General features: G+C 51.8%; 14 protein-coding genes. 2 read left to right on the forward strand and 12 right to left on the reverse strand.

Annotated elements, in window-relative coordinates; genetic code table 11:
* The first annotated feature begins 29 nt into the window (after nt 1-29).
* Nucleotides 30-1,688 (forward strand): glycerol-3-phosphate dehydrogenase/oxidase, encoded by a 1,659-nt coding sequence (locus tag EYB31_RS29655; RefSeq protein ID WP_131017113.1) that lies wholly within the window; start codon nt 30-32, stop codon nt 1,686-1,688.
* Between the two features lie 147 nt (nt 1,689-1,835).
* Here EYB31_RS29655 and EYB31_RS29660 read toward each other — a convergent pair whose 3' ends face one another.
* The 4 genes from EYB31_RS29660 to asnB all read right to left on the reverse strand — a co-directional run bounded on the left by EYB31_RS29660 (nt 1,836) and on the right by asnB (nt 5,725).
* A complete protein-coding gene (locus tag EYB31_RS29660; RefSeq protein WP_131017114.1) occupies nt 1,836-2,390 on the reverse strand; it encodes a glycerol-3-phosphate responsive antiterminator in 555 nt (184 codons plus the stop codon).
* A gap of 13 nt (nt 2,391-2,403) precedes the next feature.
* Complete coding sequence (locus EYB31_RS29665) at nt 2,404-2,889, reverse strand: DUF456 domain-containing protein (protein WP_131017194.1); 486 nt, start codon at nt 2,887-2,889, stop codon at nt 2,404-2,406.
* An 81-nt stretch (nt 2,890-2,970) separates the two neighbouring features.
* Nucleotides 2,971-3,723, reverse strand: coding sequence for a Cof-type HAD-IIB family hydrolase (locus EYB31_RS29670; protein ID WP_131017115.1), 753 nt, complete (start codon nt 3,721-3,723; stop codon nt 2,971-2,973).
* A gap of 124 nt (nt 3,724-3,847) precedes the next feature.
* Nucleotides 3,848-5,725 carry an asparagine synthase (glutamine-hydrolyzing) gene (gene asnB / locus EYB31_RS29675; RefSeq protein ID WP_131017116.1) on the reverse strand — a complete coding sequence of 626 codons (1,878 nt, stop codon included), beginning with the start codon at nt 5,723-5,725 and terminating at the stop codon, nt 3,848-3,850.
* Nucleotides 5,726-5,929: 204 nt separating this feature from the next.
* Between asnB and EYB31_RS29680 the strand changes: the two genes are divergently transcribed.
* Nucleotides 5,930-6,778 carry a sugar phosphate isomerase/epimerase family protein gene (locus tag EYB31_RS29680; RefSeq protein WP_131017117.1) on the forward strand — a complete coding sequence of 283 codons (849 nt, stop codon included), beginning with the start codon at nt 5,930-5,932 and terminating at the stop codon, nt 6,776-6,778.
* 213 nt (nt 6,779-6,991) lie between these two features.
* Here EYB31_RS29680 and EYB31_RS29685 read toward each other — a convergent pair whose 3' ends face one another.
* The 8 genes from EYB31_RS29685 to EYB31_RS29720 all read right to left on the reverse strand — a co-directional run bounded on the left by EYB31_RS29685 (nt 6,992) and on the right by EYB31_RS29720 (nt 15,465).
* Nucleotides 6,992-7,525 carry a YceI family protein gene (locus tag EYB31_RS29685; protein ID WP_131017118.1) on the reverse strand — a complete coding sequence of 178 codons (534 nt, stop codon included), beginning with the start codon at nt 7,523-7,525 and terminating at the stop codon, nt 6,992-6,994.
* Nucleotides 7,526-7,629: 104 nt separating this feature from the next.
* Nucleotides 7,630-8,562 (reverse strand): cysteine synthase A, encoded by a 933-nt coding sequence (gene cysK, locus EYB31_RS29690; protein WP_131017119.1) that lies wholly within the window; start codon nt 8,560-8,562, stop codon nt 7,630-7,632.
* 104 nt (nt 8,563-8,666) lie between these two features.
* Complete coding sequence (locus EYB31_RS29695; RefSeq protein ID WP_131017120.1) at nt 8,667-9,032, reverse strand: response regulator; 366 nt, start codon at nt 9,030-9,032, stop codon at nt 8,667-8,669.
* Between the two features lie 35 nt (nt 9,033-9,067).
* The gene (locus EYB31_RS29700) at nt 9,068-10,762 is read right to left on the reverse strand and encodes a hybrid sensor histidine kinase/response regulator (protein WP_131017121.1); all 1,695 of its coding nucleotides are present in this window, start codon (nt 10,760-10,762) and stop codon (nt 9,068-9,070) included.
* 4 nt (nt 10,763-10,766) lie between these two features.
* A complete protein-coding gene (locus tag EYB31_RS29705; RefSeq protein WP_131017122.1) occupies nt 10,767-11,312 on the reverse strand; it encodes a heme NO-binding domain-containing protein in 546 nt (181 codons plus the stop codon).
* A 13-nt stretch (nt 11,313-11,325) separates the two neighbouring features.
* Nucleotides 11,326-12,369 carry an HD domain-containing phosphohydrolase gene (locus EYB31_RS29710; RefSeq protein ID WP_131017123.1) on the reverse strand — a complete coding sequence of 348 codons (1,044 nt, stop codon included), beginning with the start codon at nt 12,367-12,369 and terminating at the stop codon, nt 11,326-11,328.
* Between the two features lie 297 nt (nt 12,370-12,666).
* Nucleotides 12,667-14,709, reverse strand: coding sequence for a peptidoglycan D,D-transpeptidase FtsI family protein (locus tag EYB31_RS29715; RefSeq protein WP_131017124.1), 2,043 nt, complete (start codon nt 14,707-14,709; stop codon nt 12,667-12,669).
* Nucleotides 14,710-14,763: 54 nt separating this feature from the next.
* Nucleotides 14,764-15,465 carry an HAD-IA family hydrolase gene (locus EYB31_RS29720; RefSeq protein ID WP_131017125.1) on the reverse strand — a complete coding sequence of 234 codons (702 nt, stop codon included), beginning with the start codon at nt 15,463-15,465 and terminating at the stop codon, nt 14,764-14,766.
* Between the last annotated feature and the right edge of the window lie 37 nt (nt 15,466-15,502).

A 15,502-nucleotide genomic window follows, 5' to 3' on the forward strand; every position in this document is an offset into this window, starting at 1 on the left:
TTATTTTCCTGAAAGGGGTCTTACTGCATATGAAATTTTCTTCGCAAAACCGCAGCGCCTTACTTAAAGAGATGTCTTCCAATCAACTTGATCTGCTCGTCATCGGGGGCGGCATTACCGGTGCGGGCATTGCCCTTGACGCCAAAACACGCGGCATGAACGTCGGTCTGCTCGAAATGCAGGATTTCGGCGCAGGCACATCCAGCCGTTCCACCAAGCTGATTCACGGAGGACTCCGCTACTTAAAGCAGCTTGAAATCAAGCTGGTTGCCGAGGTCGGCAAAGAACGTGCGATTGTTTATGAAAATGCTCCCCATGTGACAACTCCCGAATGGATGCTGCTGCCGATTATCGAAGGCGGTACTTACGGCAAGCTGGCAACCTCGGTCGGTCTGTATGTGTACGATGTGCTCGCCGGAGTCAAACGCGGCGAACGCCGCAAAATGCTGAGCAAAGAAGCGACACTTAGGATGGAGCCGCTGCTCCGCACAGACAAACTGAAAGGCGGCGGTTATTATGTTGAATACCGCACCGACGACGCCCGCCTGACGATTGAGACGATGAAAGAAGCCGTTTCCCGGGGCACGTTATCCGTCAACTATACCAAGGCTGAAGAGCTCTTGTACGAAAACGGCAAAGTAGTCGGCGTACGTGCAGTCGATCAGTTGAGCGGAGAATCCTACCAAATTTACGCCAAAAAAATCGTCAACGCGGCCGGTCCTTGGGCAGACACCATCCGCGAGATGGACGGCTCCAAGAAAGGCAAACGGCTGCACCTGACCAAAGGTGTGCATCTCGTCATCGACGGCAAAAGGTTCCCGCTCAATCAGGCGATTTATTTCGATACGCCTGACGGCCGTATGGTATTCGCCATTCCACGCGACGGCAAAACCTACATCGGCACGACCGATACGAACTATCAAGGCGATATTGCGCATCCGCGCATGACGGCCGCCGACCGCGACTACATTGTCACCGCCGCCAATTTTATGTTCCCGACGCTCAAGCTGACCACAAACGATGTCGAGTCCAGCTGGTCCGGACTGCGGCCACTGATTCATGAAGACGGCAAATCTCCGTCCGAACTGTCGCGCAAAGATGAAATTTTCGTCGCACCGTCGGGACTTATGACGATCGCTGGCGGCAAGCTGACCGGTTACCGCAAAATGGCCGAACGGATCGTCGATCTTGTCGGCAATCAGCTGAGCCAAGAAGGCCGTGGCTCGTACCCGGCCTGTACAACGGACCGCGTCCGCTTGTCCGGCGGCGATGTCGGCGGTTCGGCCCGATTTCGCGGTTATATCGAAGAACAAGCCAAAGCAGGCGCCAAGTGGGGAATTAACGAGCAGGAAGCCAAACAGCTTGCGCGCGCTTACGGCTCCAACGCCGCGCTGCTGTTCGAACTGCACTCGTTGCACCGCGAAGAAGCGCAAAAATGGCAAATCCCCGCGGCGGTTATGGCCATGCTGGTTTATGGCATCGAATATGAAATGGTGGCGACACCTGTCGATTTCTTTATTCGCCGCACCGGCGCGGTTTATTTCGATATCGAGTGGGCCAAAAAGTGGAAAGCGCCGGTTATTCAATACATGGCCGACCGTTTTGGCTGGAATGATGAGCAAACCGCCGTATTAAGCGATGCGCTCGACAAGCAAATACACGATGCCGTCGTGCCCATGGAGAAATAAATCCTTTGTTTCTCCCGGCATGGGGAGATCAACACAACCGCAAGTTTTATCTTATACACTTAAGGGAGTCCTTGACGCCGCTTGCGTCCGAGACTCCCTTTGTTTTGCACATTCCTATTGAACGGCCGCGCCGCTGCGTTATGCTGCTTAAATGTAATGCTTCCAAATATCCCGCTTTGACGTTGTTATCGCGATGGCCCCGGCTTGCAGCGCCCTGTCCGAATCTTCAATCGAGCGAATGAGCCCGCCGGCCAATATCGGAATCGGCAGCGCCGCTTTCATCTCCGCGATAATATGCGGCATTACCCCGGGAAGCACCTCGATAAAATCGGGCTGCGTTTTTTCGGTGATCTTATACGTCATTTCAAGCGCGGTGGAATCAAGCAAAAAATGCCGTTGGATCGCCAGCACCTTATTTTTTTTGGCCGTCGAAATGGCGCTGCTGCGGGTGGAAATAATGCCGGCCGGCCGAATCGTTTGGCATAAAAATTCTACGGCATGTTCGTCGTTCTTCAGCCCCTCAATCAGGTCGGCATGAATCAGCAGTTTCTTCTGATGTTGCCTAGCCGTGCTGGCTATGCTTTGCAGATGGGAAATATGCGTATCGAGCAGCACCAAATAAGTATAGGGACTGGCGAGCAGCAGCTCGAAATCTTTCATTTTGCGAACGGCAGGCAAGATACGTTGCCCAAAAAAGCTCATCGGTTTCCCCCCTCTAGTTCACCCAGACCCAGATGAAGAACAAAATGACCATGATGATCTGAAGGACCACCTTGACGACGACGCTGGAGAAAAAGCCAAGCAATGCGCCCAGACCCGAATTAACCGATTGGCGGAAGTTAGCGCCGATGATTAATTCCCCGATCATCGCTCCGAGAAACGGTCCGACAATCAGTCCCACCGCCGGAATGACAAAAGGCCCAACGATAACCCCGATCGTGCTGCCAATCGCAGACGCCCTGCTTCCGCCGAACTTTTTGACCCCAAGCGCACTGATCACATAATCCCCGATAATGACGGCGGCTACGATCGTCGACTGAATAAGCCAAAACCATAAGCCAAACGGTTCAAAGCTGATCATCAGCCCGTACACGAAAAATGCTCCGAAAATCGCAAGCACCCCGGGCAATACGGGATATACGGCTCCGAGCATCCCGACAACAAACAATGCAATGACGAGAACCCATGCAATGATGGTTATGGTCACCTGATCTACACCCACCCTTATCGTGCAAAGTTCAAACCTTTAAGATCCAGCAGCGAGAAGGCCGCAACCAACACTCTAGGCGCCTTCCGGGCTTACTAGATGCTCCCAAATGACCCGCGCGACTCCATCCTCTTCATTGCTTGAAGTGATAAAACCCGCTTCCCGCTTGACTTCTTCTTGGGCGTTGCCCATCGCCACGCCAAGTCCCGCTTGCCGGATCATCGACATATCGTTTAAGCTGTCTCCCACTGCAACTACCTGGGACATCTCGATGCCAAGCAATTCGCATACGTCCTGCAGTCCGCTGGCCTTACTGACGCCTTTCGGATTAAGCTCCAAGTTAAACGGATGGGAATTCGTAATCTCAAGAACGTCCCAGCTTTCCAGTTCGGCGCGAATCGAAGCGAGCGCTTCGGGATTTTCGATGTGATAGCCGAATTTTAACCACTCCAGCTCGGAAATCGGCTTCTCGATCCAATTGTTTTTATTAAACACGCCTTCAACGGAATAAGCCCAGAACCATGAGTCCTGACGCAAAGCAATCTCCCTCATCCGTTCGACAAGCCTGTGATCCAGCGTCGTTCGTTTCTGCAGCTTTTCCGGCGTTTCCCACACTTCGCCGCCATTCACCGTAACCACCGGGGATGACAAGGCCAATTCATCAATATATGCCATAATGTTGTGCAGATTCCGGCCCGTCGATAACACAACGGTGACTCCGGCTGCTTTGGCGGCCTGTATCGCCTTGCGGTTTCCTTCGGAAATCGCCTTGTCTTCGTTCAGCAGCGTACCATCCATATCCAAAGCAATCAGTTTATAATGTCCCATAAGTCCCTCCTGGTGCTTTCCATTCAGAAAGCTGGCTTCGCAAGCGCTCCCTCTTGTTCCGTTTGAAGGCAAAAGGTATGCACAAACAAGCGGTCCTTCCGCCGATGTACATACCTTGATGTCGTTAGATAGCGCCTACCATATTGTTTTTAGGCAGTTCTTCCATGTAGGTCATATGCCACAGCGCAAACACATACACGGTCCACAAATGACGCGAATGATCGGCTTTGCCGCTGCGGTGCCGCGCAAGCATCGTACGCACAGTGTCCATATTAATATAGTCCTCGATGCCGCTTCCGGCAATTTGCTCCACAATCAGCTCGCCTTGCGGGCCTTTCATCCACTCGCGAATCGGTACCGGGAAGCCCAGCTTCGGCCGGTTTAATATAAAGTCGGGAATGATCCCTTCCATCGCTTTGCGGAAAATGTATTTGGTTGTGCCTTCCGCCACACGGTATTGCATTGGAATTTTACGGGCCACTTCAAATACATCGACGTCAAGGAACGGCACGCGCAGCTCAAGCGAATGAGCCATCGTCATTTTGTCCGCCTTCATCAGAATATCGCCGGGCAGCCACAAATTCATATCGATGTATTGCATTCTTGTGACCGGATCAAGATGACGTGTTTTCTCGTAAAATCCTTTGGCCACCTGCAGCGGGTTGCGGTAAGAGCGAAGCATCTCCGCATCGATGCGGACCAGCTCGGCTTTCATCTCTTCGCTGAATATTTTGGCGTTGCCGAGGAACCGCTCTTCCAGCGGTGTTGTGCCGCGCATCACGTAGCTGCGCCCTTTGGTACCCGCCGGCAGCAGCCTTGCCAACGCATGCAGCACACGCTGCAGCGCAACGGGCAGCCGCGTGAGCGGAGCCACGGCAAGCGGCTCCCGGTATATCCGGTATCCGCCGAACAGCTCATCGGCGCCTTCGCCCGACAACACCACCGTCACATGCTTGCGAGCCAGTTCGGCGACATGCCACAACGCGATCGCGGACGGATCGGCGACCGGCTCATCCTGGTGCCAGATGGCCTTCGGCAAAGCGGCAAAAAAATCGTCGCGCGAGATGATTTTGGCATAATGCTCCGTATCCAGCGCATCGGCCGTCTGCTTGGCGATACCCGTTTCGTTGTTTGGCCCTTCAAAACCGACTGAAAACGTGCGAATCGGTTCAATTCTCCGCATATGCGTGGCGATGGCCGTCGAGTCGATGCCGCTGGATAAAAAGCAGCCCCGCTCCACGTCGCTTTGCATATGGTGAATGACCGAATCGTTCAGCGCCTCGCGGATACGCTCCACATACTCGTCAAAAGGCCTCTGCTCCGGCTCGAACGTCGGATCCCAATAGCGGTGTACGGACATATGCCCGTCATAAGTCACTTTCACATAATGCGCCGGCGGCAGCTTGCTGATGCCTTTAAACATTGTATCCGGCTCCGGCACATATTGAAACGTCAAATAATTAAGCAGACTTTCGGTATGTATCGTCCGCTGATTGTCGTTAGCCGCGAGAATGCTCTTAATCTCCGAGCCAAACAGGAACTGCTTCGGATCGTGATGATAATAAAACGGTTTGATCCCGAAATGGTCGCGTGCGCCAAACAGCTGCTTCCGCTTGCGATCCCATATGACGAAACCAAACATGCCGCGCAGATGCTTGACGCAATCTTCGCCCAATTCTTCGTATAAATGCACGATTACTTCCGTGTCGCAGTGTGTTTTGAACTGATGGCCTTTTTCCACCAGCATGTTGCGCAAATACTTGTAGTTGTATATTTCGCCGTTAAATACAATCCAGACGGATTCATCTTCGTTGCACATCGGCTGATGGCCTTCCTTCAAATCGATGATGGACAGCCTTCTAAACCCCAGCCCGATGCGGTTTTCCGTCCAATACCCCACATCGTTGGGGCCGCGGTGGATAATCACGTCGGTCATACGTTTCAGCAGTGTATGGGACGGTTCTCGATCTTCAAAAAACAATGCGCCGGTTATTCCGCACATGATGTTGCCCCTTTCCAAGTTGCAGCTACCCCAGATTCTAATATCCTAGTATAGCATAATTGCGGTACAAACGGTAACCGGGCAGGGATTTTCTTTTCCAGAAGGTGTCGCAATTTTGCACCATTCACCTCCTAATATCGCATAGACAAAGCACGGCTATTGGGCTATATTGAGGTCAAACTAGTGGAAATAGGAGGAACCGCGATGATTAAAGGGGTAACAAAAGCCGGTCTTGGAAATGTCGGAACGATTGAGCAATACATAGCAAGCGCTTCCCGTTATGGATTCGGAGCCGTCGACTGCTCCGGTAAAGAGCTGGAAGATTGGATTGCACAGGAAGGTTTGGAGCATGCAAGCAGCTACTTGCAGGAACACCAGGTCCGCATCGGGACTATCGGCTTATCTGCGGAGTGGCGTCAAAGCGAGGACAAATTTCGCGAAGGGCTGACCCGTCTTACTCAAGATGCGGCCGCCGCTGCGGCCCTTGGCTGCCAAAGCTGCACCACCTACATATTACCCTCCACCGACTCGAATGCCGCTCATTTTATGGCGCTGGCTACTCGCAGGCTGCGGGTTTGCGCCGATATTTTGGAAGCTTACGGCATTCGCCTTGGGCTCGAATTCGTCGGTCCCCATCATCTCCGCAGCAAATGGGCGAACCCGTTCATCTGGGACATGTCCAGTACGCTGGACTGGATCGACACCATCAATAAAGGTAACGTAGGCCTGCTGTTTGACGCTTATCATTGGTATACGATAAGCGGGACCAAAGAAGATATATTGAAGCTTAACGCCTCGCAGATCGTACATGCCCACATTAACGATGCGAAAGCGGTCCCGATAAGCGAAGTTCTCGATAATGACCGCCTTTATCCGGGCGAAGGCGTGATCCCGCTGACTGACTTTCTTCAGGGGCTGCAAGCGATCGGCTACAAGGGGGTCATCTCCCAAGAAATATTAATGCCGCAGCCGGTGACTGCTCCTGCAGAAGAGCTGTTCGCCAAATCCCAGCTTGCTTTCCAGAAAGTGTATGCCGCGGCAGGCCTCGAATAACCGCTGTCGTTAACAGCTCCAAACGGGCGAGTTGAAAAAAAATCGGCGTGTGGCCAAATTGCTTTTGTGTCACAGTGGCCGCGGTTTAGCAGAAGTTTATTCTTGATATAGAACTTCGCAGTCCGCTTAAGCGAACTTATAAATCTATAACGTCAAAAAGGCGCCGAATTGGCGCCTTTTTGACTTGGAATCGTATAGCCGGTATGGCTGCTGTTAGGCTTGCTTGGAGGCTTCGATTTCCAAAGACACTTTCACTTCGTCCCCGATCAGCACACCGCCGGTTTCAAGCGCGGCGTTGTAGGTCAATCCAAAGTCGCTGCGTTTGATGCTGCCCGTCGCGCTGAAGCCGACCTTCTCGTTGCCCCATGGGTCTTTGCCCGCTCCTTCAAACGTTACGGTGAACGTCTCCGGACGGGTTACGCCATGAAGCGTAAAGTCGCCGGTAACATTGTATTCCCCATCGTCTGTCTTTACAATCCGTGTCGATTGGAATGTCATATTCGGGTACTGCTCCGCGTTAAAGAAGTCGCCTGTACGCAGATGATTGTCACGGTCCGAGTTGCGAGTATCGATGCTGCTAACGGTGACGCTAAAACGAATGTCGGCGGAAGTCAGATCTTCGGGATCGGCTTCAATTTGCGCTTCAAACTCATGAAAAGATCCTTTAACCTTAGCAATCATCATATGACGGATCGAAAAATCGATACTGCTGTGTGATGCATCAACGGCCCATTTGGTCTTAGACATGAACTACGCCTCCGTTATTAACTGAAATTTATTATGTAACTTACTTTAAATGATAATATTTTCTTCCTGCATTTGTCAATCGAAACTTTAGTAAATCGCTGGGTTTAATCTTGGAAAAGAGCCGTCGATAAATACCGCTCCCCCGTATCCGGCAAAATGACAACAATGGTTTTCCCTTCGTTATCCGGCCGGCTCGCCAATTGTGCGGCCGCCTCCACAGCGGCACCCGAAGAAATGCCGACCAGCAGCCCTTCGATTCGCGCCAGCTCGCGGGCGGTTTCGATGGCCGCTTCCGATTTCACCGTGATGATCTCATCCACGACGGCACGATTGAAATTGCCCGGCACAAAACCGGCCCCAATGCCTTGAATCATATGATTCCCGCGTGGTTTGCCGGATAAGACGGCCGATTCGTACGGTTCCACGGCCACGATCTGCACGGACGGTTTCTTGGCCTTCAGCACTTCCCCCACACCCGTAATTGTGCCGCCGCTGCCGACACCGCAAACAAAAATATCGACTTCGCCGTCCGTGTCCCGCCATATTTCTTCCGCCGTTGTGTGCCGATGGGCCTCCGGATTGGCAGGATTGTTAAATTGCTGCGGGATATACGCATTTGGTATTTCAGCCGCCAGCTCTTCGGCTTTTTTAATCGCTCCGGCCATTCCTTCAGCCGCCGGGGTGAGCACAAGTTCGGCTCCAAGCGCTGTCAACATCTTCCTCCGCTCGATGCTGAAGCTGTCCGGCAAGGTAATCATCAGCTTGTACCCCAATGCGGCTGCGGCAAAAGCAAGACCTACCCCCGTGTTGCCGCTGGTCGGCTCAATAATCGTAGCATCTTTCGTCAGCAGTCCCTTTCTCTCCGCATCCTGAATCATAGCAAAGCCGATACGGTCTTTGACGCTGCCGGCCGGGTTAAAATATTCCAGCTTGGCGACGATCCTCGCATGTATCCGGTGTTGGCGTTTGTAATTCGATAGCTCCAATAAAGGAGTATTTCCGATTAATTCCGTTAAGTTTTTAGCAATTTTGGACATATTTGCTTCCTCCCGTGCTGTTTTATATTTCCCACTTTCGCATTGCCTAAACAAAAAGAAGGGGCAATCCCCTCAATGAGAACTCGCCCCGTTATGATATCATATTAAACCTTCAGGAATGTATGGATTTTACCCAACAAGCGCTCCAAATCCACCGGCTTTGTGTCAAAGCCATCACAGCCCGCCTCAAACGCTTTCTCCTCATCGCTTGCCATCGCATGCGCCGTCAGCGCAATTACCGGGATTTCCTTCGTCTCCACAGACGCTTTCAGTCTCCGCGTCGCTTCCCAGCCGTCCAGCACCGGCAAGCTCAGATCCATCAAGATCAGGTCGGGCCGCTCGGCCATTGCAAGCTGGAAGCCCTGCTCCCCGTCTACGGCGATCACTACCTCGAACCCTTTGCGTATAAGGCGGCGCGACAGCATATCGCGATTCATCTCATTGTCTTCGACCAGCAATATTTTGTGCATATCAGAAGGCTCCTTTACCAGCTTCATCGGGCCGCTTAAGTTAAACCGAACGGGCGACTAATGTGCGTGCGCACCTCATTCAGCAGCGTTTCGCGGTCAAACGATCCTTTTTGAATAATCTTTTCCACATATCCATTCAACCTCATCCGATCTTCGGCAGTAATGGTCTTCGCCGTCACCACAACAATCGGAATATGGCGCCAAGCTTCGTTCTTACGCAGCTCGGCAACGAATTGAAATCCGTCCATCTCCGGCATCATCAGATCAAGCAAAATCAGCCTGGGCACCGATTTGGTCAAGCTGTTCAAGGCGATTCTTCCATTGCCCGCCCGCGCCGCCGTATATCCTTCCCGCTCCAACATTTTCGACATCATTTCACTGGTCGTCACATCGTCTTCGATCACAAGCACCGTGTTCCCGCTGCCCTTGGGCATGTATTTGTCCAGAACGGCGATCAGCTGATCGCGGTGAACCGGTTTGGTCAAAAATTCCGAGGCGCCCAAAGCGTATCCGAGATTTTTGTCGCTGGTCAGCGTTAAAATGATAACCGGAATTTCCGCCAGCTCAGGGTCGTTTTTCAGCTCGGTCAGCACGCTCCAGCCGTCCATGCTGGGCATGAGGATATCCAAACAAATCACGCTTGGCCGCAGCTGCCGGGCCATCTTCAGCCCTTCTTGCCCGCTTTGCGCGAAAGCAAGCGACCAGTGTTCTTTGCCGAGGTAACGTTCCATAAGCTGAAGCGCGGACGGCTCGTCGTCAATAACAAGCACGGTCGCTTTCCCTGCGGTTTGAGATCCTGTCTGATCTCCTGCAGGCCCGATCTCTTTCCTGCGAGCCATAGGCTGAGCGGGGAGCCAGCAAATAAATTCACTGCCTTGGCCTAGCTCACTTTCCACACGGATTTCTCCGCCGAGCATCGAACAGAAATGATGGCTGATCGCCAGCCCCAAGCCTGTGCCTCCATATTTGCGGGTCGTTGAGGAGTCGGCTTGCGTAAACGGCTGAAACAGCTTGTCCACCTGCTCTTGCGTCATACCGATGCCCGTATCCCATACCTGAAAGATGATGCCCGGTATCCCGTGCCGCTCCTCATGAACGGCTTTCAGCCCAATTGTTCCCTGTTGGGTAAATTTGCTGGCATTGCTGAGCAGATTAATTAAAATCTGGCGCAGCTTCGTCACATCCGTTTCGATCTCGCCTTCCGCACAGCGGGTCTCAAGACGGTTGCGGTTGGCGTCCGTGAGCGGCTTCACGGTTGTTATCACATCTTGAATCAGCCCCGGTACATCGCAGGTTTCGAAATACAAGTCCATTTTGCCTGCTTCAATTTTGGAAATGTCCAAGATGTCGTTAATCAGCGAAAGCAGGTGTTTGCCGGCCGTATTGATTTTTTGCAAATCGTCGACGAATACCTGCTCGCCCATATCCTCGGCTTCTTCTTTCAGCATTTCGCTATAGCCGATAATCGCATTAAGCGGCGTCCGCAGCTCATGGCTCATGTTGGCGAGAAACTGGCTTTTGAACAAGCTCGCCTCCACAGCCTCATCGCGGGCTTTCGCCAGCTCTGCAGTGCGTTCCCTCACCTTTTCCTCCAAGTGATCGTTCAGCTGCCGCAGTTCTTGGTTGATGAAAAAAATTTCACGCGTTTTCTGCTCCGTTATTTTTTCCGCTTCTTTACGGGCCGCTCTTTCGCGTTCCAGTTGTCTGCGAAGAATTTCGATTTCGCTCATCCGCTTACTCCCGTTTCTTCAAAGTAAAGCAAGCCCCCGTGCCGGCGCCATCCGAAATATCCTCACGGATCACCGCGATGTTCTCGCCATAGTGGCCGATGCAGCCGCTAATCAGCCCTTCGGCCAAGTCGGCGAATGGACGCGACGAACGATAGACCATTTTCAGAGTGCCGGGTTCGGGCGTCTCATATTCAAATCCGGGCAGTTCCGCATCGGGATACAGCTTGCGTACTTCTACGTGAATATAGCTGTCGACATTCCGCAATAAATCGAATGCGGTGGCGTTCATTTCCACGAACTGCGGATACATTTCAACAAGCTGCCCAAACATGTATTCACCAAACGTGCGCACCAAATCGGTCACCGGTATGCCTGTCTGCTCATGAAGCTTGATGACAAGCTGGATGATTTCTCCGTGATCGTATGTCCCCACCGAGGTGTAACTGCCTCCGGAGGGAAGATCGGCCTCGACGATAATTTTATCGGCAATCTCCAAGGAAAACTTGCTTTCTACCATTTCAATAAATGTTGTAAAAACAATTCCCTTCATCCAATACCCACCTCTATGTATATTCGGAGACCCGTTCTAATCCCATAATGCGGAAAAACGCATCCACGACTTGCGGGTCAAAATGCGTACCCCGCAGCTTTTCGATTTCGGCGAAAGCTTCCTCCGGAGACCACGCCTCTTTGTATGGACGCTCATGCGTCAGCGCGTCGTAAAAATCGGCAATCGCGACGATACGCGCAACAAGCGGAATATCTTCGCCCTTAAGTCCGTGCGGATACCCGGTGCCGTCCCATTTCTCATGATGCGACATCGCGATTTCTTCGGCTACTTTCAAGACGGGAAAAAAGCTGCCCTCCAATATGCTGGCTCCGATCGACGTATGGGTCTTCATAAAGTCGAATTCTTCCGGGGTAAATCTTCCGGGTTTGAGCAAAATTTTATCGGGAATGCCGATTTTGCCCAAGTCATGCAGCGGCGCGGCCAATTGAATCGACTCGACCTCCGTTTCCGGAAGTCCCAGCGTTTCCGCGATCAACCCCGCCATCCGTCCCACCCGGTGCGTATGCTGGCCGGTCATGTCGTCGCGGAACTCCGACGCGCGCGCAAGCAGCTGCAATATTTCAAATTTGGCTTTTTCCAAATCCGCTGTCCGTTCCTGAACCCTCATCTCCAGATGCTCGTTCTGGCTCTGCAGCTCCAGGTGCAGATAACGGGTTTTGAGCAAGTTGTTGATCCGTAAAATCACTTCCGTTTTGTCAAACGGCTTCGTCAAAAAGTCGTTGGCTCCATCGTGCAGCGCTTTTTGCTTCGCCTCCGGCGTCACATCGGCCGTTAAAACCAGCACCGGCAAATAGCTGCTTGAATAATTACGAATCAATCGCAGCGCTTCGAAACCGTCCATTTCGGGCATATGCAAATCGAGAAGCACGATATCGGGTTCAATCTGATGAAAAAGCGGTTCAATCAGCTGCGGGTTGGTGGTACTGTGCAGGTTGGAGTACCCTGCACGGCGTAAAATTCGTTCCAGCAGGCTAATGTTGTATTCCTGGTCGTCAACAATCAGAAATTTTGCGAGTTTTGACCATGTCTCATCCATTATATCCGGCTCCAATCTATCAAACGTAAACTATGAATCAAATTCTAGCGACTCATGGCGTTTTTTGTCAAATTTAATAGGCATGCAAATAGGCACTGGAAACGCTGTCTTTTGCAATCTCTTCATATTATACTCTAAAATTTTGGAATTTCCGACCAATGGTTTCAATAAAATTTTATTTTATGAACAAAATTCGCATTCTTAAAAAATAGCCATGCGAACCTTGGGTCAAAATGTATGGCCGTCTTTGCGCGCACAAAAAGCTCCGCCGCCGCGGAGCTTTTTTATGGTAGATCGTTATGGGGCCGGTTTTTCCGAAGTGCCGCCCTTCGGAACGCCGTCAAGCCCGTATACCCGGTCGTAAGCATCGAACATTTTGCGCGCGATCGGCGCGGCGCCCCATGATCCGAAGCCGCCTTCGGGAATAACGACGGATACGGCAAGCGTTGGGTTCTCCGCCGGAGCAAATGCGATAAACACCGCATTATCGACATTTTTCCCGCCGACCGACTGCGTAGAGGTTCCCGTCTTGCGGGCCAGCGTGTAAGGAAAACCATCAAATCCTTGGACAAATACTTCCTTCATCCCTTTGGTAACCGCATCCCAATATTCCTTAGGGAACGTCGTTTCATCAAGCACTTCCGGCTCGATGGATCTGATCGGGGTTCCGTCGTACGTCTTGATCTGATCGACAAACAACGGCTTCATCCGTTTGCCTTTATTGGCAAGCGTAGCTGCGTATTGGGCAAGCTGCAGCGTCGTATATTTTTCGTTTTGTCCCCATGAAGCGTAGATCATCCGGGACTGCAGCGTTTCTTTCGTATTGGTCTTAAATTCGCTGATTCCGGCGAATTCCTTCGGCAGTCCGCTTCCGGTCAGCACGCCAAGCCCGAACTTGTTCAAGTATCCCTCCCAAATATCGACCGCCTTGGCGCCGCTTCGTAAATAAAGCGGGTTGCCCACCATCGCCGACATAAACGTGTTGGATGAGTATTGAACGGCCAATTGAGCGTTGATTGAACCGTAAGCATGGACATCGGAATTGGTCAATCTGGCGTTGTTATCTTTACCGAAGGTGAATACCCCTGTATCGTTATAACGCGTGTTGATATTAAACAAGCCCTCATTCAGCCCGACAAGCACCGTGAGCGGTTTGATAGTAGATCCGACGTATACGATGGAGGTCGGATGTTTGCTTAGTTCACTCGCCGGATATTCCGGATACGCCGTCGTGATCGTGCCGTTGTTGATAAACGGTTGAATCCGGTTGTACTCCGCCGCCGGAATACCGCCGTTCCATGAGTTGGGATCGTAGTCCGGCATGCTGGCCATCGCCACGACTTTGCCTGTTTTCACTTCCATCGCCACAGCATATCCGGCTTTTGCGTTAGGCGCATAGCCGAACTGGGAAGCCCGGGCTTGCGGTGACTTCAGCCATGCAAGCTGGTCCATAATCGCTTTTTCGGTCTCCAGCTGCACGTCTTTGTCGATCGTCAGCATCAGGTTATTGCCTTTTTCCGGTTTTGTGATTTCCACTTTGCCGATGATTTTTTGCGAGGCGTTGATCGGGTACCGCTTGATCCCGTTTTTGCCGCGCAGCTCGCTTTGATACATCAATTCAATCCCGTCAAAGCCGACATATTCGGTGTCCAAATATTCCTGGGTATTGTTTTTATCCTTGTAGAAAGCAAGCCCGCTCTTCGATTCCCTTGCCGTGGAGTAAGGCCTCATATAACCGACCAATTGAGCGGCGATCGTGCTGTCGTCGTAGTTGCGGATGCTTTCCTCCATAATTTCAAGCCATTTCAGCTCGTCGCGGTGCTCCAGCAAGTAGGCGATTTCATCGCGGGTCAGCCCCGATTTGATGCGCCGCGGCACATAATAATAACTTGGCGTGCCACTTGGATTTTTATCCAGATCGTAACCGACGTCCATATCTTTAATAATATCCTGAGGGGTCAGCGGCTTCTGCGTGTTACTGCCGTATTTGCTGAAGATGTCCGCAAGTTTGTTGGCCAGCGCGACGACTTCGTCTTTCTTCTGGTCCGACTCAATGCGGAAATAAAGAGACTGCGTGGATCTTGTATTGGCGATCGGGTACCCTTTGCGGTCGAAAATATTGCCGCGGATCGGCGCGATCGGTGTGTCCATTTTGCCTGTTTCGCCTTCCTTGGCGCGCAGCTCCTTGCTTTCAACAAACTGCAGTATCGCCAAACGGACGATTAACACGGAAAACAAAGCGAATATGCAAAAAAAGAATAAATTAATGCGGAGTGTAAAATGTCTGCGTTTGTTCACTTCCTGCTTTTGCGGATCTTCCATATTCATCGATTTTTTCATAACATAAGCTTGCTCCTTATACGAAATCTAAAATAAGTGCGCGGGGACACGCCCCTAAAGCAGCTCACGGAGCGAGCGGATGCCCTCCCCGGGAAAATCGTCGTACCTTCTGATTTGAACGGCATCCATGCCGATCTGGCCCGGCGCCCAAATGTCGTTGCGCTCATGATCGCCGACATACAACACTTCGGAAGCATCAAGTCCCGCCGTCTGAAGGGCAAGTGTAAATATCGCGGGGTCCGGCTTTTCCAAACCGACCTCCGTAGAAACGATGACCGGATTGAAATGGTGCAAAATCCCCTTGTACTCCAGTATCGTGCGCAGCGTTGGCGCAAAATTGGAGATGATGCCAAGCTTCAGCCCTTTTTCCCGAAATAACGGCATGCATTCTTTCACATCGTCAAACAACTCGTAATGCTCGGGGGAAGTAAACATCTCGTACAACTCGTGGCAGCAGCGGTGAACTTCGTCTTCCGACCATTCGTCGCGGACTCCGAGTTTCTCCAGTATATAATGATACAGCATGACCCAAAAGGCCCGGTCCGTTTCCGGCGTGCATTCCTCGAACGCGCCAACTTCCTTGCCGTAGTACAGTTCGCGGAATGCTTCGGTAAACAAATCTCCGATGTGGGATTCGTCTCTGTGCAGCGACCGGTCGGCCAAATATTGATGAATGACGGCCCTTGCCGCCGGAATCGTCATCAACGTATCTCCCACGTCGAAAAAAATCGCTTTATATTGATGCAAAGGCTTCATAGCTTCTGCTCCGTTCTCTAAACGTAGTATATCTATT

This window comes from Paenibacillus thalictri (assembly GCF_004307995.1).
Lineage (GTDB): Bacteria > Bacillota > Bacilli > Paenibacillales > NBRC-103111 > Paenibacillus_AF > Paenibacillus_AF thalictri.